Origin of the sequence: Citrobacter rodentium NBRC 105723 = DSM 16636, from assembly GCF_021278985.1 — a bacterium.
GTDB lineage: Bacteria > Pseudomonadota > Gammaproteobacteria > Enterobacterales > Enterobacteriaceae > Citrobacter_A > Citrobacter_A rodentium.
Map to the genome: position 1 here is coordinate 4,530,344 of NZ_CP082833.1, position 21,968 is coordinate 4,552,311.

Annotated in this window: 18 protein-coding genes; 8 read left to right on the forward strand and 10 right to left on the reverse strand. The window is 56.4% G+C overall.

All coding sequences use genetic code 11. The features are described 5' to 3' along the window. Positions 1–27: 27 nt before the first annotated feature. Complete coding sequence (gene pflA, locus K7R23_RS21565) at positions 28–768, forward strand: pyruvate formate lyase 1-activating protein (protein ID WP_012905295.1); 741 nt, start codon at positions 28–30, stop codon at positions 766–768. Positions 769–834: 66 nt separating this feature from the next. Continuing rightward, entirely contained in the window at positions 835–1,626 is a 792-nt protein-coding gene (locus K7R23_RS21570; RefSeq protein WP_012905294.1) for a PA3715 family protein, read from the forward strand. A gap of 5 nt (positions 1,627–1,631) precedes the next feature. Here K7R23_RS21570 and K7R23_RS21575 read toward each other — a convergent pair whose 3' ends face one another. After that, positions 1,632–2,480, reverse strand: coding sequence for a MurR/RpiR family transcriptional regulator (locus K7R23_RS21575; protein ID WP_012905293.1), 849 nt, complete (start codon positions 2,478–2,480; stop codon positions 1,632–1,634). Between the two features lie 120 nt (positions 2,481–2,600). On the opposite strand from K7R23_RS21575, the gene K7R23_RS21580 reads away from it, so the two are divergent. From K7R23_RS21580 to K7R23_RS21600, 5 genes are read left to right on the forward strand one after another with little or no spacing between them, the layout of a single operon-like run. After that, positions 2,601–2,876: a PTS sugar transporter subunit IIB gene (locus K7R23_RS21580; RefSeq protein ID WP_024132576.1), complete on the forward strand. Its 276-nt coding sequence runs from the start codon at positions 2,601–2,603 to the stop codon at positions 2,874–2,876. A 17-nt stretch (positions 2,877–2,893) separates the two neighbouring features. Continuing rightward, positions 2,894–4,159 carry a PTS ascorbate transporter subunit IIC gene (locus tag K7R23_RS21585; RefSeq protein WP_012905291.1) on the forward strand — a complete coding sequence of 422 codons (1,266 nt, stop codon included), beginning with the start codon at positions 2,894–2,896 and terminating at the stop codon, positions 4,157–4,159. 12 nt (positions 4,160–4,171) lie between these two features. Then, positions 4,172–4,969 carry a transketolase gene (locus K7R23_RS21590; RefSeq protein ID WP_012905290.1) on the forward strand — a complete coding sequence of 266 codons (798 nt, stop codon included), beginning with the start codon at positions 4,172–4,174 and terminating at the stop codon, positions 4,967–4,969. Further along, on the forward strand, positions 4,969–5,880 hold the full coding sequence (locus K7R23_RS21595; RefSeq protein WP_012905289.1) for a transketolase family protein: 912 nt from the start codon (positions 4,969–4,971) through the stop codon (positions 5,878–5,880). Before K7R23_RS21590 ends, K7R23_RS21595 begins: the two co-directional genes overlap by 1 nt. Before the next feature lie 51 nt (positions 5,881–5,931). Beyond that, on the forward strand, positions 5,932–6,375 hold the full coding sequence (locus tag K7R23_RS21600; protein ID WP_012905288.1) for a PTS sugar transporter subunit IIA: 444 nt from the start codon (positions 5,932–5,934) through the stop codon (positions 6,373–6,375). Here the strand turns inward: K7R23_RS21600 and K7R23_RS21605 are convergent. Continuing rightward, positions 6,370–7,794 (reverse strand): APC family permease, encoded by a 1,425-nt coding sequence (locus tag K7R23_RS21605; protein ID WP_012905287.1) that lies wholly within the window; start codon positions 7,792–7,794, stop codon positions 6,370–6,372. The genes K7R23_RS21600 and K7R23_RS21605 overlap by 6 nt on opposite strands. A gap of 212 nt (positions 7,795–8,006) precedes the next feature. After that, positions 8,007–9,152: an MFS transporter gene (locus tag K7R23_RS21610; protein WP_012905286.1), complete on the reverse strand. Its 1,146-nt coding sequence runs from the start codon at positions 9,150–9,152 to the stop codon at positions 8,007–8,009. Positions 9,153–9,465: 313 nt separating this feature from the next. Between K7R23_RS21610 and ycaC the strand changes: the two genes are divergently transcribed. Then, a complete protein-coding gene (gene ycaC / locus K7R23_RS21615; RefSeq protein WP_012905285.1) occupies positions 9,466–10,092 on the forward strand; it encodes an isochorismate family cysteine hydrolase YcaC in 627 nt (208 codons plus the stop codon). Positions 10,093–10,222: 130 nt separating this feature from the next. On the opposite strand, the gene K7R23_RS21620 is transcribed toward ycaC, so the two are convergent. From K7R23_RS21620 to ftsK, 7 genes are all read right to left on the reverse strand, one after another. Continuing rightward, positions 10,223–11,086: a dimethyl sulfoxide reductase anchor subunit family protein gene (locus K7R23_RS21620; RefSeq protein ID WP_012905284.1), complete on the reverse strand. Its 864-nt coding sequence runs from the start codon at positions 11,084–11,086 to the stop codon at positions 10,223–10,225. Position 11,087: 1 nt separating this feature from the next. Next, positions 11,088–11,705, reverse strand: a complete 618-nt coding sequence (dmsB, locus tag K7R23_RS21625; RefSeq protein WP_012905283.1) for a dimethylsulfoxide reductase iron-sulfur subunit DmsB — start codon at positions 11,703–11,705, stop codon at positions 11,088–11,090. Positions 11,706–11,715: 10 nt separating this feature from the next. Further along, positions 11,716–14,160, reverse strand: a complete 2,445-nt coding sequence (gene dmsA, locus K7R23_RS21630) for a dimethylsulfoxide reductase subunit A (RefSeq protein ID WP_012905282.1) — start codon at positions 14,158–14,160, stop codon at positions 11,716–11,718. A 225-nt stretch (positions 14,161–14,385) separates the two neighbouring features. Beyond that, positions 14,386–15,678 carry a serine--tRNA ligase gene (serS, locus tag K7R23_RS21635; RefSeq protein ID WP_012905281.1) on the reverse strand — a complete coding sequence of 431 codons (1,293 nt, stop codon included), beginning with the start codon at positions 15,676–15,678 and terminating at the stop codon, positions 14,386–14,388. A gap of 91 nt (positions 15,679–15,769) precedes the next feature. Then, positions 15,770–17,113, reverse strand: coding sequence for a replication-associated recombination protein RarA (rarA, locus tag K7R23_RS21640; RefSeq protein ID WP_012905280.1), 1,344 nt, complete (start codon positions 17,111–17,113; stop codon positions 15,770–15,772). An 8-nt stretch (positions 17,114–17,121) separates the two neighbouring features. After that, positions 17,122–17,733, reverse strand: coding sequence for an outer membrane lipoprotein periplasmic chaperone LolA (gene lolA, locus K7R23_RS21645; RefSeq protein WP_012905279.1), 612 nt, complete (start codon positions 17,731–17,733; stop codon positions 17,122–17,124). Between the two features lie 145 nt (positions 17,734–17,878). Next, positions 17,879–21,859 carry a DNA translocase FtsK gene (gene ftsK / locus K7R23_RS21650; RefSeq protein WP_012905278.1) on the reverse strand — a complete coding sequence of 1,327 codons (3,981 nt, stop codon included), beginning with the start codon at positions 21,857–21,859 and terminating at the stop codon, positions 17,879–17,881. Between the last annotated feature and the right edge of the window lie 109 nt (positions 21,860–21,968).

Here is a 21,968-nt window from a genome sequence, read left to right on the forward strand (position 1 = left end):
ATGGGCCACATCTGGAGAAACACCGCAATGTCAGTTATTGGTCGCATTCACTCCTTTGAATCCTGTGGCACCGTTGACGGTCCGGGCATTCGCTTTATTACCTTCTTCCAGGGCTGCCTGATGCGCTGCCTGTATTGCCATAACCGCGATACGTGGGATACCCACGGCGGCAAAGAGGTCACCGTTGAAGAACTAATGAAAGAGGTTGTGACCTATCGCCACTTTATGAATGCTTCCGGCGGCGGCGTAACCGCTTCCGGCGGCGAAGCGATTCTGCAGGCGGAATTTGTTCGCGACTGGTTCCGCGCCTGTAAAAAAGAGGGTATCCATACCTGCCTGGATACCAACGGCTTTGTGCGCCGTTACGACCCGGTAATCGACGAACTGCTGGAAGTGACCGACCTGGTCATGCTTGATCTGAAGCAGATGAACGACGAGATCCACCAGCATCTGGTTGGCGTCTCCAACCACCGTACGCTGGAATTCGCCCAGTATCTGGCGAAGAAAAACGTCAACGTCTGGATCCGCTATGTCGTTGTGCCGGGATGGTCAGATGATGACGATTCCGCACATCGCCTGGGCGAATTTACCCGCGATATGGGCAACGTCGAGAAAATCGAACTGCTGCCCTACCACGAGTTAGGCAAGCATAAATGGGTAGCGATGGGCGAAGAGTACAAGCTCGATGGCGTGAAGCCGCCGAAAAAAGAGACCATGGAACGCGTGAAGGGAATTCTGGAGCAGTACGGTCATAAAGTGATGTATTAATTTAGAGCGGCTGCATATGAGCAGCCGTTTTGTTATCTGCCATCATTAACCAGGGAAGGACGTGCTATGCGTTTATTACTATCAGGAATACTCCTTTTCTCAGCGCAGTGCGCGAATGCTGCCAATTCTTGCGATATCAACGCTATCGTTCAACACGCCTGGCCGGATGCCACGCCAACAACGGATGGCTTCACCATCCGCGACAGGCAGATCATTACGATCTCTAACGCCTCGCCGCAGCGCGCTATCTGCCGCGTCTGGCCCGCCAGACCGGAACTGACGCTGGCCGCCGTTCCGCTGATGTCGAATGAACAAACGGATTACGACCACACCGGCGATCTGGAACTACTGGTGCTGGATTCCGCTACGCTGGCGGTGAGGCAGCGATTGCATCTCCCCAACCGTATGAGCGATGATGCCTTTCGCATCACCAGACTCACCCTTGATACCGCACGCTGGAAAGTCACTCCCGACCAGATCGCGTTTGGCCTGCATATCGTTCGTGACGGTAGCTCGCGCGTTAACCCTTTTCGCGAGGATGCACTCTCCCTGTACGTGATCGAAAATAATCAGCTGCGTACTCTGCTTCCAGGGATCATTCTGGAAGATAACAGCGGCGAATGGGACGGGACGTGCGCAGGCGAGTTTAATGATATAAAACGCACCCTTGCTATAGGCACCTCTTCCCACAAGGGTTATGCCGATATTCGCGTCAGTGAAAAAAGCGTGGCATCCACGGCTTATATTGACGGCAACGGTGAATGCACCGCGAAGGATAAACCGGGAAAAGCCAGCTGGACCTTACGCTATGATGGCAACCAATACGTCGTCCCGAAAAATCTGGCGCCAATTGAATAGCAGGGCTAAGACATAAAATATTCCGACAGCTTGCTGGCCACGCTCTCGATCGAGAAAATACTCTTCTGATGTGCTTTACGGCACTCAGCATAGCGCTCATCCTGCTCTTCCAGCGCGTTCAGCAAGCGGTCGGCGACCATCATCGCCCCGGCGATCTCCGCAAAGCCAAACTCCCCTTCTCCTTTCAGCGCCACGGCCGCCTGCAGGTTCCAGTCTGAGAGCCGACTGAGCGGCGCAAAGGTGCCGCGCGTCAGGGATAAAATACGCGCGCCGTGCTGTTTCGCCAGCGCCAGCGCCTGCATCATATCCGCCGAGGTCTGCTCAGTATGCACCACAATCACCCCCTGACTCTGCGGCTCCAGCATTACCGATGAGGTAGTGAGATAAAAACGATCGACGAAGCTCGCAGATTTTCCCATTTTTATCAGGTTCATCTGCAGGAACAGCGCAACGGGAACAGCCGTACCCACGGCATAAATCGCTACATTATTGACCTGGTTGAGCCAGGCGGCGGCGGCCTGCAGTTCCTGACTGTTGATGATGGCGTAGCTGTCGCGAATACTGGTCACCACGTCCGCAATCTCTTCATTTCCCTGCGCTTCCGGACGTGCGGCCCCCTGCTCCAGCGCCAGCGCGGTTCTGAAATCAGAAAAACCCTTAAAACCAAACGCCCGGCAAAAACGGGTGATGCTTCCTTCGCTGGTTTCAATGGAATCCGCCAGCTCGGTGATAGTGTGCCGCATCACAAAATCAGGATTTTCAGTGACAAAGCGGCCGACTTTTTCCAGGATCGGGCTAAGCCCGGCAACTTCATTTCTGATATTTATCAGCAGGTTAGCATTAATCTGACTCATTTTTCGCCTTTTTGCTCAAAATGCAAACACAATCACATCTTTCTGTCCTGGTTACGATAATAATTTTTTTCCAAAAATGAACAACAAAAATAATTATTTTTACAAAACAGGAGAAAATTGATGAAAGGTCTTATCGTCTGTCGTACCGGCATGGGCAGTTCCTTAATGCTCAAAATCAAAGCGCAAAAAATTATCGATAAGCACGGCTGGGATATCGAACTGGAACACGACGTGCTTTCCGGGCTTGCCACGTGGCAGGGAATTGACTTTGTTCTCACTATGCGCGACCTCACCGATGAAATCGAAGCCGCCGGCTTCAAAGCCATCGGCATTACCGACCTGATGAATAGCGAAGAAATGGAAACCGCGCTCATCAGCGTCATTCAGGGCAACTAAACTCTCCCGGAGGCAATATGGATCTCCTCAGGTTTATTGTATTCGACATTCTGGGTGTAACCCCACTTTTAGTTGGCTTTATTGCACTTATTGGCCTGCTTATCCAGCGTAAGCCGATTGAGAAAGTGCTGTCCGGCACGTTTAAAACCATCGTCGGCTTTCTGGTTTTTGCCGGCGGCGCAGGCCTGGCGGTCACCTCGCTGGGCAATTTCCAGACTCTGTTCAGCGATGGTTTCGGCCTGAAGGGAGTCATGCCGCTGGCCGAAGCATTGACCGGTCTGGCGCAAACCAAATTTGCCATGTGCGTCTCGTTAATAATGGTCATTGGTTTTGGCTGGAATCTGGTTTTCGCCCGCTTTACCCCGTTCAAATATATCTTTTTAACCGGTCAGCATAATTTGTATTTATCCGCCCTGCTCACCGTCACGCTGAAGGCGCTGGGCTATAGCGACGGCGTCACGATTATCGTCGGCTCGGTGCTCCTCGGCCTGGCGGCCTGTATTTACCCTGCTATCGCCCAGCCGTGGATGCGAAAAATCACCGGCAACGATGAGATCGCCATGGGCCACTACGTCACGCTGGCTTACGCGGCTTCCGGCTGGATTGGCGCAAAGGTGGGCGACCCAAAGGAGTCAACCGAAAAGCTCAACCTGCCGGGGTGGCTGGGGATTTTTAAAGACTATATCGTCTCGGTCTCTATTTCAGTCAGCATTTTCTATTACATCGCCGCGCTGGCCGCCGGTAAAACCGCTGTCTCCGTCGTGGCGGGAGGGATGCACTGGCTGGTCTATCCGCTGTTCCAGTCGCTGACCTTCACCGCTTCGCTCTACATCATCATTACCGGGGTGCGCTTGCTGCTGTCGGAAATCGTCCCTGCCTTTCTCGGCATCTCGGAGAAATTTATCCCGAATGCGAAACCGGCCCTCGACTGTCCGGTCGTCTTCCCCTATGCGCCGACCGCCACCGTACTCGGCTTCATATCCTCGTTTATCGGCGGGCTGGTGGTAATGGGCGTGCTTGCGCTGATTGGCCAGACGGTGATTATTCCGGTCGCCATTCCCTATTTCTTTATTGGCGCCACCGCCGCGGTCTTCGGTAACGCCTCGGGCGGCTGGAAGGGCGCTATCGCCGGGAGCTTTATTACCGGCATTCTTATCGGCATCGGACCCGCGCTGATTTATCCCATCATGGAGTCCGTGGGCCTCTCAGGCACCAGCTTCCCGGAAACCGACTTTGTCGCCCTTGGGCTTGTTGTCTACTACATCGGCAAAATGCTGCCCTGATAAGGAATGAACATGAACATCGAGCAACTAAAATCCCGTGCGCTGGCGGCCCGCCGCGATATCGTGACCATGATTTATGAATCGGGGCTCGGCCATCCCGGCGGCGCACTCTCCATTATTGACGTCCTGACCTGGATCTATCACCAGGAGGTTGACCTGAACGCCTCGCCGCGCGCCAGGGTGGTGATGAGTAAAGGCCATGCGGTAGCCGCCCAGTACGCCATGCTCTACCAGAAGGGCAACATCGCGCGCAGCGAGTTCAGCACTTTTCGGCAGATCAACTCACGTCTGCAGGGTCATCCCAGCGTGAAGTCGCTGCCAGAGGTGGACGCCACTACCGGTTTACTGGGACAAGGACTCTCCATCGCGCTGGGGATGGCAGCGGCGAAGAAGCGCGCAAAGGATCCGCATCGCGTCTTCGCGATTCTTGGCGACGGCGAAATGCACGAGGGGCAAGTTTGGGAGTCGCTACAGCAGGCCAGCCATATGAAGCTGGACAACCTGGTGGCGGTGATCGACTACAACGGCTTCTCCTCACACGATCCGGTCAACGAGGTGATTAATCTTGAGCCGCTGGCCGATAAAATCCGCAGCTTCGGCTGGCACGTGCTGGAAATGCAAAACGGCAATGATATGCACCAGGTTGCCGACACGCTGATGCTCTCCCGTCACCTGAAAGGCAGCCCCGTGGCAATCGTCGCCCACACCACCAAAGGCTGCGGCGTCAGCTATATGGAAAACAACGGCGAGTGGCATTCCAAAACGCCCAGTGCAGAACAGTATCAGCAGGCAATGGAGGAACTTCAGTAATGAAAGCACCACGTGATGAGATCGGTAAAGCCCTGCTCGCCCTGAAGGCAAAAGGCTACCCTATTGTTGTCATCGACAGCGACCTGGCCAGTTCCACCCGTACAGATCAGTTTCAGCAGGCCTGGCCTGACGCATTTTTTGAAATGGGTATCGCCGAAGGTTCGGCCATGAGCTTCGCCGTGGGCCAGGCGCTGGAGGGAAACATCCCGTTTTATGTCAACTTCGCCATGTTTGTCACGGGCACCGCGTGGACTCAGCTGCGCCAGGCCTGCTATGCCAAAGTGAACATCAAGCTGGTGGGTAGTCACCCCGGAATGGATGATGGCCCGGACGGGGCGTCGCACCATGCGCTGGAAGATCTTGCCTTAACGCGGGTACTGCCGGGGATCACCATTTTAACCCCGGCGGACGCCGAAGAGATCGAAGCGGCGTTTGAGCAGGCGGCAAAGATTATCGGCCCGGTGTATATCCGTGTCGCCCGCGAGCCCATGCCGGTTCGTGATAAATCGGCGGTGCCCCGGGTGACCGACATCGCTGCGGTCGCCGATACCGGTGACGATTTCGCCATTGTCTACGAAGGCACCGTGCTGGAACAGGCGACGAGCGGCTATGAGCAACTGCTGGCGGAGGGCAAGCGCGGCAAGCTGATCCATGTCGCCACCCTGAAGCCGTTTAACCATATTCTTTTCCTGCAGTTGATCGCCAACTGCCCGCGCATCGTTACGCTCGAAAACCATACCATTAACGGCGGGCTGGGCGGACAAGTTGCCGAAGTGCTGGCGGAAACGGGAGGGAGCGCCCGGCTGACGCGCCTTGGCACCCGCGACACTTTTACCGAATCGGGCAACAGCCGTCAGTTAAAAGAGAAATATGGCATTTGCGCTGCAGCGGTGGTTGAGGCGCTTCGCTAAGGGAATCAGGCAGGCCGTTCACGGCCTGCCTGCGGTAAAAGGAGATACACGATGACCCATTCCCTGTTTTCCGCCTGGCAATTTCAGCAGCGGTGCGATAGCTGGCAGCAGGCCGTCAGGCTGGCCTGCCTGCCGCTTGCGGAGCAAGGCGTGATTAACGGGCTGTACGCCCATCAGATCGTCAACGCCACGGAGAAACTGGGGCCGTGGTACATTCTCAGCCCCGGTTTCGCGCTACCGCACGCCCGCCCGGAAGAAGGCGTCATCTGCGACGAAACCCACCTCTCGTTGCTGAGCCTGCAGGAGGGAGTCGACTTTCCCGATCACCCGGATATACGGTTGATCATCGTGCTGGCGGCGGCCAACAGCACTGGTCATATTGCTACGATCCAACGACTGGTATGCTGGCTGGACAAAGCGGAGCGCCTGGCGCAATTAACCCAAATCAGCAGCCCGGCGCAGCTACACGCCGTGCTTTTCGCCCACGGTTCATAAGGCCTTTCTGCGCGCCAGCAGCGGGAAAATCAACCCAAGACCGACCAGCACAAAGGGCGTCACAATATTCAGCGTCAGCTGGAAGGTCCATTCAGGGGTAAAAGCGTCCATTTTGGGAAAGATGCCGGTCAGGCAGGCAAAGGCGGTAAAACCGAAGCACCAGATGCCGACGGTCAGCGCCAGTGGCCGGTTGCGGATAAACACATACTCCGGCTGATAGTTCTGCGCCAGACGAATTACGGCAATAAAGGCGACAAACACCCACAGGTAGCGCAGCGGCATCACCACGGAATTCAGATTCAGCAGCCATTTATAAAGATTATTCATATCGCCAATACCAAGCGTGGGCAGCATTATCAAAATCGCCACCAGCACCAGCGTCAGAATATAGCCGTTTACCGGCGTCCCGGATGCATTAGTCCGACATAAACGCTGCGGAATATATTTACTGTCCGCATCCCCCAGCAGCACTTTCAGCGGCGCATCAATAGAGAATACCAGCGCGGCAATCTGACCTAACGTGTTGGCAACGGCGTAAATAATCATCAGCACATTACCCATATGGTAATATTCACCTAACTTCTGAAAGGCGTAATATTGACCATTGGTCATCAGATCGTCAGGGATATTTCCTGAATCGAACATCATTCCCATCGCCAGAGAACCAAGGATCGCGCAAACGGCCACCATTACCGCCAGGAACAGCATTCCTTTGGGAAATTCCCTTCCCGGATTTCGCGTCTGATTAACATAGGGCGAGATCTTTTCCGCTCCACCGACGGCAAAAACCAGCATGGAAATGGTTGTAATATAGGTGAAGTCAAAATGCGGAATAAACGTTTGCCAGGTGATGTTGGTTGTCGCAATCTCCACATGGGTAATAGCCGGAGCCGTTACCGCCATTACCACATAAAGAATGGACATCACGAACATCGCGATACCCGCCACTGAACCGACAATCTTCAGCGATTTCATCCCCCGGGAGGCCACCCACATGAAGAAAACAAACAGAACCAGCGTGAGTCCCTGCAACGCCACAACCGTATACTCTTTAATTAACGAACCATCGCCATTCAGCGCCCATCCCAGCGCGATTAAAATCGCCTGCGGTTTTTGCGCCAGATACGGAATATGCACCACCCAGTAGGTCCAGGCGGCGAGATAGGCCAGCCCCGGCCCCATCGTATGTTTTATCCACGTGCTGACACCGCCTTTGCCATCTTTAAAGGTAGACCCAAGCTGGCCGACGATAAGGGCATAAGGAATAAAATAGAGAGCAAAAATAAACACCCATGAAAAAACCACCACCAGTCCCTGGTTAGCATAGTTATTCACTACGTTGCCAAAACCCCAGACCGTGATAAATGACATCAGCGCAATGTTGTACCATCGCAACTGTTTTTCCTGTGCACCCGCCATAACGCAATCCTTCGTGAAAGCTTTTATATTAAAAAATCAGGCGGAGGATTATGCGCGGTAAAAGAGAAAAGCGATATTGGCGGAGTGAAAAACTCCAACCGCCTGCACATTTTATTTTTCAGGCGGCAGAAGAGACGGTGGGGAATTAATTATTTTCCCGCATATATACGCAAACGGTATGCAAAAAAAGCGTGCTTACCGTTTGCGCTGTATTAAACGTGAGCAATTGGATCCGGCGTATGCCCGGCATTACGCAGCAGCATCAGTAAATAAATAAACGATACGCTGGCAATCATAATAAACAGCAGATTATCGGAATAATTCTGCATTAGCATCGCGGTGAAAGAAGGTCCCAACAGGCTGCCCACGGTGTAACTCAGCAACAGCGCCTGATTCATGGCGACAAGCTGGTGTTGTTCAACTTTTTCACACGCCCACGCCATCGCCACCGGGTAGAGCGTAAAGCCCGCCGCGCCGAGAATAAACAGCGCCGGCGCCATCGCCGCCTGGCTGAGCATCGCAATACTGCCGACAATTACCACGAACACCTGCACGCGCAGCACCAGCAGTCGGCCAAATTTATCGGCCAGACGACCAATCGGCCACTGCCCCAGGATGCCCGCGCTGACCAGCACCGCCATCCAGAAGCCGATGCTGGCATTGCCGATCCCCTGGTGTTTGAGGTACAGCGGCATCAGGCCATACAGCGAGCCGAGCACAATCCCGGAGATAATACAGCCGTTGACGCCCAGCCGCGCCTGACGCAGTTTCAGCATCGACGATACCGGCGTGGTGTTCTGCTCTTCGCTCTGGTGCAGGATCCGGGCAAAGAGCAGCGGCAAAATCGCCGCCAATACCATTGCAGTGACCCACGGCAATACGCTCATGAGCTCCGTAGAGACTTTGCTGACCAGCAGCTGGCCGAGGAAGGTGCCAACGTAGTAGATCATCATATAGGCCGCCAGCAGGCGACCGCGATTGCGCGAGGTGCCGCTGCACATCAGCGCGCTTTCGACCACTACCCAGATCATCGCGCAGCCCACGCCGGCGACGAAGCGCCAGGCCATCCAGCTCCAGAAGCCCACCATCACGCCCAGCCCGACGCAGCCCGCGGCAAAAATCAGCGACGCCAGATAATAGCTGCGGTTAAATCCGAGATGCTTAATTAAATATCCCGTCAGTAACGTGCCGACCAGATTACCGGTGAAATAGGACGAACTGACAATACCCACCTGCCAGGTTGGCAGGTTTTCCTGGGCGAGCCAGAGCGGGACCAGCGTGTTCAGCACCGCGATCGCCAGGGTCAACAAAAGCAGGCCAGACAGCAAAAGCAGGACGGGCCGGGTATAGGTGGACATGAGTATAAACCGTGAGGAAGTTCAAAATTTCACGCGCATCATGCCACCAACAAAAACATTGTCAATCGGCTGAAACCGAGGCGCGGCGGCCCTTTTTCCACTTCGATTCAATTTATTGATTAAGAAAATATATTAGCGGCAGATCACCGAATTCAGGTGCCTGTTTTTATTGATCTCACGAAAAATATGCGCGTTTCGTTTGGATGAAAAATCTCATAGTCCTGCCGACAATTTTTTTTCGTTCTATGCTTTGAATGACCCTTCCGCACCCGATCGGTGTTGGGTGCTTAGCTGACTCTCTTAAGGAGAATAAATGGCCAGGCCTTATGTTCGTCTTGATAAAAATGATGCTGCGGTTCTGCTGGTGGACCACCAGGCCGGGTTGCTCTCCCTGGTCAGGGACATCGACCCCGATAAATTCAAAAATAACGTGCTTGCCCTCGGCGATTTAGCCAAATATTTCAACCTCCCGACCATTCTGACGACCAGTTTCGAAACGGGTCCGAACGGTCCGCTGGTGCCTGAACTCAAGGCCCAGTTTCCCGATGCTCCCTACATCGCAAGGCCGGGCAACATCAACGCCTGGGATAACGAAGACTTTGTCAACGCCGTCAAAGCGACGGGAAAAAAACAGCTGATTATTGCTGGCGTGGTCACCGAAGTTTGCGTGGCGTTCCCTGCGCTTTCAGCGATTGAAGAAGGTTTTGACGTATTTGTAGTGACCGATGCGTCGGGCACATTCAATGAAATAACCCGCCATTCGGCGTGGGATCGGATGTCGCAGGCAGGCGCCCAGCTGATGACGTGGTTTGGCGTAGCCTGTGAACTTCACCGCGACTGGCGTAATGATATTGAAGGGCTGGCGACGCTGTTCTCCAACCATATCCCTGATTACCGCAACCTGATGACCAGCTACGATACCCTGACGAAACAGAAGTAAATAACCGGGGCAACCGCCCCGGCCATCTTTCTTTGCCGGAGGGTGGCGCAAGCGCCTTATCCGGCCTGGAGAAGTTACGCAGATCCTGTAGGCCTGATAAGCGTATCGCCATCAGGCAATCAACAGCACGCTAGCTGGCTACCGCCACGCCTGCGGTCATATGCAGGCCATAGAACACGCCGCGGCCAATCAGTTCGCCCACCAGCAACAGAATGAACGCCACCGACAGCAGCGGCACCGCCGGCTGATAACCTTTCAGCTGCGGGACAATCCAGCAGCACATCGCGACCGCCAGCACCACAATGCGCCAGGCCATCAGCGTGCCGTAATCCGGCACCAGCGCGGACGCCTGCTGTATGGAGCTATGAATCGTCGCCAGCTCGGCACCCTGCATCACCGACATAATGGCGCTCACCACCAGCGCCAGCAAAGAAATTGCCGGCAGCAGGCGCATGGCCCAGCCGTCAACGCCCGCCACGCGCAGCAGCAGGTAGCCAAGCAGCGGTCCCCCCAGAAACAGCGTCAGGAAGAAGCCCAGCGGCGTCCAGACGCTGTACCAGGTCGGCACGGTATCAATGCTGTTATACACGCGCACCATCATCCAGACAAAAAGCACGCCCAGAATCATCGTGGCAATCAGCCACAGGTTACGCAACGCCGGTGAGAGCTTTTTCAGCGCTGCCAGCAGCCAGCCGATACCGCCAACGGCGAAGAAAATCGAACCGCTGGCGATTTCATTGCTCAGCGCCGACGAACCCACGCGGTTAAGCGAGTTAAACGCGCGCATCGGCGACCCCAGGTGCAGCACCGAGGCGATAAAACCGATCCCCATCAGCACCCATAACGCCACCATACAGACTGTAACGCGTTGCTGCGTTTCCGCCCGCAGTTCGCCCTTCATGAGCGCCAGCGCCAGAACGATAAAGCCGCCCACCACGCACTGTCCAAAGACCGTGAAGATCATCAGCGGCCATTCATGCCATCCACTTCCCATCTTACACCTCCTTCGGATTGGCCAGATAACCCGTGGTGTCTCCCGTCGGGCGGCTGTTGGCGTTAGGTTTAATAACGATATTAGGTCTGGTGAAATGCGCGCCCGGCAGCGGGGCGACGGCGGCCAGATCGCCATGTTTTTTACGCAGTTCGTCAATGGGGCCAAAGTCCAGCGCGCGCAGCGGACAGGATTCCACGCAGATCGGTTTCTTACCCTCGGCAACGCGATCGTGGCAGCCGTCGCATTTGGTCATATGCCCCTTCGCGGCGTTATACTGCGGCGCGCCGTACGGGCAGGCCATATGGCAGTAACGGCAGCCGATGCAGACCTCTTCATCCACCACCACAAAGCCGTCCTCCCGCTTATGCATCGCCCCGCTCGGGCACACTTTGGTACAGGCCGGATCAGCGCAATGGTTGCAGGAAATGGAGAGATAATAGGCAAAAACGTTCTGCTGCCAGACGCCGTTGTCCTCCTGCCAGTCGCCCCCCGCATACTCATAAATACGGCGGAAGCTGACGTCCGGGGTTAAATCTTTATAGTCCTTACAGGCCAGTTCGCAGGTTTTGCAACCGGTGCAACGGCTGGAATCAATAAAAAATCCATACTGGGTTGTCATCGGTTACTCCTTACACCTTCTCAACCTGAACAAGGTTCGTATGTGACGGGTTCCCCTTGGCGAGAGGAGACGGACGCTGGGTGGTCAGAACGTTGATACAGCCCCCCCGATCGATACGTTTCGTATCCGGGTCATACCAGGCTCCCTCGCCTAGCGCCACTACGCCCGGCATCATACGCGGCGTGACTTTCGCCTCGATGTGCAGTTCGCCACGACCGTTAAAGATACGCACCTTATCGCCGTTAGCGATCCCGCGCTTCTGCGCATCAAGCGGGTTGATCCACATCTCCTGGCGGCAGGCCGCTTTCAGGACATCGACGTTGCCATAGGTCGAGTGGACGCGAGACTTGTAGTGGAACCCGGTCAGCTGCAGCGGATAGTCTTTGGTCAGCGGATCGTTGTAGTTCTCAAAGCCCGGCGTGTAGATCGGTAGCGGATCGATGACATCCCCTTCCGGCAGTTCCCAGCTGGCGGCAATCTCTGCCAGCTCCTGCGAGTAGATTTCGATCCTGCCCGACGGCGTGGTTAACGGATTCGCCTGCGGATCGTCGCGGAAGGCTTTATAGGCCACGTGATGCCCTTGCGGATCGCGCTGTTTAAAGATGCCCTGCTTACGGAATTCCTCAAACGTCGGCAGATCGGGGATAGCTTTACGCGACTGCTCGTACAGATGGCGCATCCACTCTTCCTGGCTACGCCCCTCGGTAAACTGCTGCTCAACGCCCAGACGTTTCGCCAGTTCGCTGGTCATCTGATAGATGGTTTTACACTCAAAGTGCGGTTTGATCGCCTGGTCGGCAAAAATCACGTAGGACATGTTGCCGCAGGAGGCATCCAGCGCAAAGTCCATCTGCTCAGAGGCGGTGCAGTCCGGCAGCAGAATATCGGCATATTTCGCCGATGAGGTCATGTGGCAGTCAATGACGACAATCATTTCGCACTTCTTGTCATCCTGGAGGATTTCATGGGTGCGGTTGATTTCAGAGTGCTGGTTAATCAGGCAGTTGCCCGCGTAGTTCCAGATCATTTTAATCGGCACGTCGAGCTTGTCTTTGCCGCGCACCCCGTCACGCAGCGCGGTCATTTCCGGGCCACGTTCGATCGCATCGGTCCACATAAACATGGAGATGCTGGTTTCAACCGGGTTTTCCAGCGTAGGCATCCGCTCAAACGGCAGCGAGTATGAGCCTTCGCGCGCGCCGCTGTTGCCGCCGTTAATGCCGACGTTACCGGTCAGGATCGCCAGCATGGAGATCGCACGGGTCGCGATTTCACCGTTCGCATGGCGCTGCGGCCCCCACCCCTGGCTGATATAAGCAGGCTTAGCGCTGCCGATTTCACGCGCCAGTTTGACGATGCGGTCTGCCGGAATGCCGGTGATCTGCGCCGCCCATTCAGGGGTTTTGGCGATGCCGTCTTTACCTTCCCCCAAAATATAGGCTTTGTAATGGCCGTTTTTCGGCGCGCTGGCGGGCAGCGTTTTTTCATCGTAGCCCACGCAGTATGTGTCGAGGAACGGCTGATCGACCATGTTTTCGGTAATCAGTACATACGCCAGCGCATTCACCAGCGCGGCGTCGGTTCCCGGACGAATCGGGATCCACTCATCTTCGCGACCTGCGCCAGTATCGGTATAGCGCGGATCGATAATAATCATCCGGGCGTTAGACTTCTGTCGCGCCTGCTCAAGGTAATAGGTTACCCCGCCGCCGCTCATACGGGTTTCGCCGGGGTTATTGCCAAACAGCACAACCAGTTTACTGTTTTCAATGTCGGATGGGCTGTTGCCGTCGGCCCACCCGCCGTAGGTGTAGTTCAGACCCGCGGCAATCTGGGCGGAAGAGTAGTCGCCGTAATGGTTGAGGTAGCCGCCGCAGCAGTTCATCAGGCGGGCGATCAGCGTTTTTCCCGGCGGCCAGGAGCGGGTTAAGGTCCCGCCCAGCGTGCCGGTGCCATAGTTGAGATAGATAGATTCGTTACCGTACTCTTTGATCAGCCGTTGCATATTGCTGACGATAATATCGTAGGCTTCATCCCAGCTGATGCGCTCAAATTTTCCTTCGCCGCGTTTGCCAACGCGCTTCATCGGATATTTCAGGCGGTCCGGATTATAGACGCGACGCCGCATGGAGCGTCCGCGCAGACAGGCGCGCACCTGATGCAGGCCATCGTAGTTATCGTCGCCGGTATTGTCTGTTTCCACATATTTGATTTCGCCATCCACGACGTGCATACGCAGCGGGCAGCGGCTGCCGCAGTTGACGGTACACGCGCTCCAGATGACTTTTTCACTGGCCTGCGCCGGGCTGATGGCCTGCGCGGCGTTCGCGATGCGGGTGAATGGCAGGGTAAACGCGCTGCTGGCCAATGCCAGACCGCCTATCGCCGTTGTTTTTACCAAACCACGGCGACTTACCTCTGTTGCCATCACGGCATCGGAGATCTTAGTTTTCATAATGGCTCACTCTGCTTGCTCACAGTAAAAGGCAAAATAAAAATTATTATTTGAGTATGAATTTGACGTTGTATAGTCATTGATACAACGATTTTGCAGGAAGACAGCGTAAGATGCTGATTTTCGTTCGCGGGTAGTATTACTCCTGAAGGAGTAACAATTATTGTCCCGTATCAAACAGGCACAAAAAAAGCGCCCGCAGGCGCTTTTTTATGAAAGGCTGAATCAGCCAATGTATTCCAGTCCGTTCATATACGGACGCAGCACTTCCGGCACCTCAATACGGCCATCCGCCTGCTGATAGTTTTCCATCACCGCAACCAGCGTACGTCCCACCGCCAGACCAGAACCGTTCAGGGTGTGAACCAGACGGGTCTTCTTGTCGGACTTGCTGCGGCAGCGAGCCTGCATACGGCGCGCCTGGAAATCCCAGACGTTCGAGCAGGAGGAAATTTCACGATAGGTATTCTGCGCCGGGATCCATACTTCCAGATCGTAAGTTTTGCAGGCGCCAAAGCCCATGTCGCCGGTGCACAAAACAATCTTGCGGTACGGCAGGCCCAGCAGCTGTAATACTTTCTCGGCGTGACCGGTCATCTCTTCCAGAGCCGCCATTGAATCTTCCGGACGAACGATCTGCACCATTTCCACTTTGTCGAACTGGTGCATACGAATCAGGCCACGGGTATCGCGGCCATACGAACCGGCTTCAGAACGGAAGCATGGCGTATGCGCAGTCATTTTGATCGGCAGCAGATCTTCGTCAATGATCTCGTCGCGTACCAGGTTGGTCAGCGGCACTTCCGCCGTCGGGATCAGCGCATAATTGCTGCTGTCGGCTTCTTCTTCGAGCGGACGGGTATGGAACAGATCGCCGGCGAATTTCGGCAACTGACCGGTGCCGTACAGGGTGTCATGGTTGACCAGGTACGGAACGTAATTTTCGCTGTAGCCATGCTGCTCCGTGTGCAGATCCAGCATGAACTGGGAAAGAGCGCGATGCATCCGGGCAATCTGCCCTTTCATCACCACAAAACGAGAGCCCGTCAGCTTCACGGCGGCGGCAAAATCAAGGCCGGTATGCATTTCGCCCAGCGTCACGTGATCGCGGACTTCGAAATCAAACTGACGGGGCGTTCCCCAACGGCTGACTTCAACGTTGTCGTTCTCGTCTTTTCCCACCGGCACATCGTCAGCAGGCAGATTAGGAATGGTCAGCGCGATGTCGCGGATCTCAGCCTGCAGTACATCCAGCTCGGCTTTCGCCGCATCCAGCTCCTCGCCCAGCTTGTTAACTTCCAAGCGTAAAGGCTCAATATCTTCCCCGCGCGCTTTCGCCTGGCCGATGGATTTCGATCGAGAATTACGCTCTGCCTGCAGGTTTTCCGTATTAACCTGCAAGACCTTACGACGCTCTTCAAGAGCGCGCAGCTTATCTACATCCAGCTTAAAGCCCCGGCGTGCCAGTTTTTCAGCGACTGCGTCTGGCTCATTACGCAGCAGATTGGGATCGAGCATGCTTATCCTGTGCTTATCGAATTAAAAGAGGAAATGTGACCACAGCCTGCGGTCACAGGGATACAGTGCCAACATTACCGCAACGTCTGCGCTAACGGTAGCGTTTTATGGGGCTATTTTGATCCTGTCCGGCAAGCCAGGCGAGCTTTTCGCCAATCTTACCTTCCAGACCTCTGTTGGTCGGATGATAATAGCGCGTCTGCGCCATTTCCTCGGGGAAATACTCTTCACCGGCGGCGTAAGCATTGGGCTCATCGTGGGCATAGCGATATTCCTGACCGTAGCCCATCTCCTTCATCAGCTTCGTCGGCGCATTGCGCAGATGCACTGGCACATCGTAATCCGGACGTTCGCGGGCGTCTGACATCGCCGCTTTGAAGGCAGTGTATACCGCATTGCTTTTCGGCGCGCAGGCCAGATAGACAATCGCCTGCGCAATCGCGCGTTCGCCTTCGGCTGGCCCCACGCGGGTAAAGCAGTCCCAGGCGGCGATCGCCACCTGCATCGCTCGCGGGTCGGCATTGCCGACATCTTCCGAGGCAATGGCCAGACAGCGGCGCGCGACGTACAGCGGATCGCCCCCGGCGGTAATGATGCGCGCATACCAGTAGAGCGCGGCATCCGGCGCGCTGCCGCGTACTGACTTATGCAGCGCGGAGATAAGGTCGTAGAAGCGGTCGCCTTTGTTATCAAACCGGGCGCTGCGCTCCCCGGCGATTTCGGTCAACAGGGCGGGCAACAGCACGCGTTTGCCACTGTCGTCCACCTCCGCCATATCGGCCATCATTTCCAGCGTGTTCAGCGCCCGGCGGGCGTCGCCGTTCACCAGTTCGGCAATCGCCCTGCGCGTTTCGTCCGGTAGCACGATATCCTGGTCGCCATAGCCGCGGGTTTTATCCTCCATCGCCTGAGAGAGAACCTGTTCGATATCCTCAGCGGTCAGCGACTTGAGTAAATAGACGCGGGCGCGCGACAGCAGTGCGGAATTCAGCTCAAATGACGGGTTTTCAGTGGTCGCGCCGATAAAGGTGATGGTGCCGTCTTCAATATGGGGCAGAAAGGCATCCTGTTGGCTCTTATTGAAGCGATGGACTTCATCAACGAACAGGATAGTGCGCCGCCCGGCGTTACGGTTCTGGCGGGCGCGCTCAATGGCTTCGCGGATCTCTTTCACCCCGGAAGTTACCGCCGAGATCCGCTCGACGTCGGCGTTGGCGTAGCGGGCAATCACTTCGGCCAGCGTGGTTTTACCGGTGCCCGGCGGCCCCCATAAAATCATGGAGTGCAGGTGTCCGGCCTCAATAGCGCGCGGCAGCGGTTTTCCCGCAGCCAGCAGATGCTGCTGGCCGATGTACTGCGCTAAATTTTCTGGCCGCATCCGCGCGGCCAGGGGCTGAAAGGTATTATCAGAAAAATCGAGCGACAGATTGCTCACTCAGACCTCTACTTACGTTGGTCGTCTACCGTTACGCCTTGCGGTGGGGTAAAGGTAAATTTCGCTGCGTCCACCGCGCCATTTTGCTGAGATTTCAGCTGATAACTGCTGCGCTGGTCGTCCTGTTCCACGGCGCTGAACTGATGGATAGTTCCGTCGCGCCCCACGTTGATGGTGAACTGCTTCAGGTTTCCGTTGCCGGTTTTTGGCGTCAGCACAAAGTCATCACCGTTCTGCCTGATGTTGTACTGCTGCCAGTCGCTGGACTGGTTACGGGCAATCAGCATAAACGGCGTATTGCCGGTTGCGTCTTTCAGCCAGGTCGCGGTGGCCTGTTCGACAAACGGGTTATAGAACCACAGTGTTTTCCCGTCGGACACCAGGATGCTTTCGTCAGGCTGCGTCATATGCCAGTTGAACAGATTCGGGCGCTTAACCCACAGATCGCCCTGTCCTTCCTGCACCGCGGCGCCGCTGCCGTCAGTGACTTTCTGGGTGAAGCTGGCGTGGAAGCTGCTGACTTTATCCAGACGACTCTTCAGATCGCCCGCGGCATCCGCCTGAACGCTACTGACGACGAACCCTGAGAGCAAAGCACAGGTGATGGCAATTTTTTTCATTGTTATTCCTCAAAATACGTCACTCCCGAGCGGGAGATCCCTCTGCTATTCATTCCAGGCCAAAAATCAGCGTGAGAAAAGAAGATAAAACTGAATTCTCTCTTTTTTAGCCGGACAGCGGTTTACCCTCTGCCCGGCCCCGGGCTTATTCAAACGGCGGCGGCGCCAGCACCTCACGGTTACCGTTATGCCCCTGCTCGCTGACGATGCCCTGAGCTTCCATCTGCTCGATAATACGCGCCGCGCGGTTGTAGCCGATACGGAACTGACGCTGAACGCCGGAGATAGAGGCCTTGCGTTTCTCCGTGACAAAATTAACCGCCTGGTCAAATAACGGATCCAGCTCCTCGCCGCCGTCAAAACCACCGCCGCCGCCTTCGCTTTCGCTGTCGGAGGTGATGCCGTCAATATATTGCGGACGACCGCGCGCCTTCCAGTCCTGCACCACGGCATGAACTTCCTGATCGCGAACAAACGCGCCGTGAACGCGCACCGGCATGGTGGAGTTCGGGCCGGAATAGAGCATATCCCCCATCCCCAGCAGGGATTCCGCGCCGCCCTGGTCAAGGATGGTGCGCGAGTCAATTTTACTGGAGACGGTAAAAGCGATACGGGTCGGGATGTTGGCTTTAATAAGCCCGGTAATCACATCTACCGACGGACGCTGCGTCGCCAGCACAAGATGAATACCGGCCGCGCGCGCTTTCTGCGCCAGACGGGCAATCAGCTCTTCAACTTTCTTGCCGACGGTCATCATCAGGTCGGCGAACTCATCCACCAGCACCACGATATACGGCAGTTTTTCCAGCACCGGATGTTGCGCATCCATACTGTCGCCCGGTTTCCAGTACGGGTCCGGAATCGGACGGCCCATGCGCGCCGCTTCGGCGATTTTTTCGTTGTAGCCAGCCAGATTACGTACGCCAAGCGCGGACATCAGCTTGTAGCGACGCTCCATCTCGTTCACGCTCCAGCGCAGCGCATTGGCCGCGTCCTTCATATCAGTAACCACTTCGGTCAGCAGATGCGGTATGCCTTCATAGACCGACAGCTCAAGCATTTTCGGGTCGATCATGATAAAGCGAACGTCTTCCGGCTGCGCTTTGTACAGCATACTGAGGATCATGGCGTTGACGCCGACCGACTTACCGGAACCTGTGGTCCCCGCGACCAGCAGGTGCGGCATTTTCGCCAGGTCCGCCACTACCGGATCGCCCGCGATATCTTTGCCGAGCACCACGGTAAGCGGCGAGGGGTTTTCGCGGAATTTCGCATTATCCAGCACTTCACGCAGGTAGACGGTCTGACGCTTTTTGTTCGGCAGTTCGAGGCCCACGTAAGGTTTACCCGGAATCACTTCTACCACGCGTACCGCCACGGTAGAGAGCGAACGCGCCAGGTCACGCGAGAGGTTAGAAATACGCGCCGCTTTGACGCCCGGCGCCAGATTCAGCTCAAAGCGGGTGATAACCGGACCCGGAGAGTAGTTCACTACGTCAGCTTTGATGCGGAAATCAGCCAGGCGGGCCTCAACCAGACGCGCCATTTGCTCCAGCGCGAAGGTATCGACAGGTTCGACTTCGCTCGGCGGCGGCGTCAGCAGATCCAGCGACGGCAGCGGCGTAGTGGGCCTTTGCAGCGGTCGGCTGTCGCCGTTACGCATCAGCAGCGGATGAATCAGGCTTTCCTGCTGCGGCGCGACCGGCTGTTGCGGTTGCTGATACTGCGGCTGAGGTGCGACCGGCTGTTGCGGCTGTTGATACTGCTGCGGTGCGACCGGCTGCTGCGGCTGTTGATACTGCGGCTGCGATGCAACCGGCTGCTGCGGCTGTTGATACTGCGGCTGAGGTGCGACCGGCTGCTGCGGCTGTTGATACTGCTGCGGCTGCGGAACCGGAGTCGGTTCCGGCATCACGCCCGGCGTAAACAGCGGCTCATGGGGACCATCATCAACTAACGCCTTCACTGGAGAAAAGGCAAAATCATCCAGCGAGAACGGATTCGCCCCTGCCGGCTGTTCACCGGAGTAGCGCTGCTGCTGCGACGCGGCAAACTGGCGCGCCAGTTCCGCTTCCGCAGCGGCATCTTCATGCTCGCCCTGCGGGACGTCATGCTGATACGCCTCACCATAACGATTTTGCTGCGACTGGGCGAACTGACGGGCCAGTTCGTCCTGCTGCATAGCATCGATCTCTTCATCGCTGTATTGCGCATCGCGCTGCTCTGCCTGGCGCGCCCTCTCCTCAGCCATACGCTGGGAAGGAAGTTTAATACCATACGAGGCGAGTTCACGGCGTGTAGGAACGCGTACGCGATTCGGTCGCGGCAGCTGCGGACCAATCCCCTCTTTCACCTGCGGACGCGGCGCGCCGCCGTTCGCCAGGCTAAATACCGGCGCAGCTGCGGCTGCCGCAGCGCCTGCTGATAAGGCAGCGTCTTTTACGCCCGCCGCATCGGGGGTAACGGTGGCGGCTTCTACCGGCGGAACTGACGGCGCGGAGACGGCAGGTTTAACCGGCTGCGGCTCTTTTACCGGCTCAGGGATCGGCTGATACCACGCGGCTAATTGTTCGCGTTCACGCGCGCGCTTTTCTTCGACCTCTTCGAAATAGTACAGCGGCGGACGCGCAGGTTTACTCTCTTCCACGACGGGTTGAGATTCTGCCGCAGGTTGCGCGACATCCGGCTGCTGAAACGCAGGCTGCGGCTGGAAGGTCTGCTCATGCTGTAAGGCAGACTGTTGTTGATATGTTGGGTTCTGCGAATAAGTCGGCTGTTGTACCGGTTCCTGTGGCAGGGCAGGTTCCTCATGCCACGATGGCTCCACGGCGGGTGGCGAAGATTGCCATTGAGGCTGTGCCAGAGCAGGCTGCACATTGTCTGCTTCCGTAACCGGCGGCGCATAATATGGCGGCTGCGGCTCAGGCTGAACGGGCTGCGGCTGCGCGTAATGCGCCGCCGTTTGCGCAGCGTAGTGATTCTGCGGCGGATAACCGTCCGGCGCAGGGGCAATTACCGGTTCTCCCGTCTGCGGCCCGGGAACAGCCTGCCATTCCACGGTTGGCTGCGTCGGGATGGGTTCTGCGCCCGGCACCTGCGGCGTTTGCATCACAGGGTCAGCGGGCGCCGCCCACTCCTGAGTCGCGGCAGTAGCTGCTGCGGCGGCCGCTACCGGTTCGGTGACCGAATGACCGTTGAGCAACGGATCGTATTCATCATATTCCGATGGCGTCGCGCGATGGCCCGAGAACAGCACATCGTTCGGATCGGCGGCGACGCCTCGGGCGCTCAGAAGAATGTCATCTTCATCATCCATGCGTTTGCCGGAGAACAATGCCGCATCGGTCTGGCGGCCATGCGGGTTAATAAATTTCTCGGCCAGACGTTTACGCCGCGCCAGCGCGCCGCGAAGAATACGCGCCCGACGGGATTCGCGTTTCACACCGTCTGCATCGTCTTCGTAGTCGTCGTCTTCGTATTCGTCGTCTTCCACCCAGGTGTCGTCACGACGGGTGCGGTTGCTGGCGAAGGTCAGGATATTCAGCAGCCAGCCGCCGATTTTTTCCGCGATGGTCACCCACGACCAGCCGGTAAACAGGGTCAGACCTGCCGCCCAGATACATAACAGGGTTATGGTGCCGCCGCTGCTGTGCAGCAACGGCTGCAACGTGGTGCTGAGCAGACTGCCAATCACGCCGCCAGAGGCGAAATACCAGATATCATCGGCGTTGATCGCGGCCAGGCCGCAGGAGGTAAGAATGAGCGCCAGCACGCCAATCAGACGCAGGGAAACGGCAAAATAGTCGATATAGTCATCGTTCGCCTGATGTCGCCAGGCAAACCAGCATCCGCCGATGATAATCACCGGGATGGTGTACGCCATCACCCCGAAGATAAAGAACAGGGTATCAGCCAGCCACGCGCCGGGCGCGCCGCCCAGATTATGGATAGGCTCATGCCAGGCCGTCTGCGACCAGCTGGGATCCGAGGGGTTAAAGCTAAGTAAGGCTGCCATCAGCCAGACGGCGAAAAGAGCGATAAGGATAAGCAACGCCTCCAGAAGACGGCGCCCGCTGCTTAACTTTGTCAATGTGACTTCTTTGTCTTCAGTATATTCCTGGCTCAAGAAAGGCTCTCCAGGTTTCAGGCTTTTCCTGCCCGGTGCTAAAACGGACAACAGCACCGGGTTGCCCCGGCACTGTTGCTGTATGGATTAACAGGAGTGTAATCAAAAT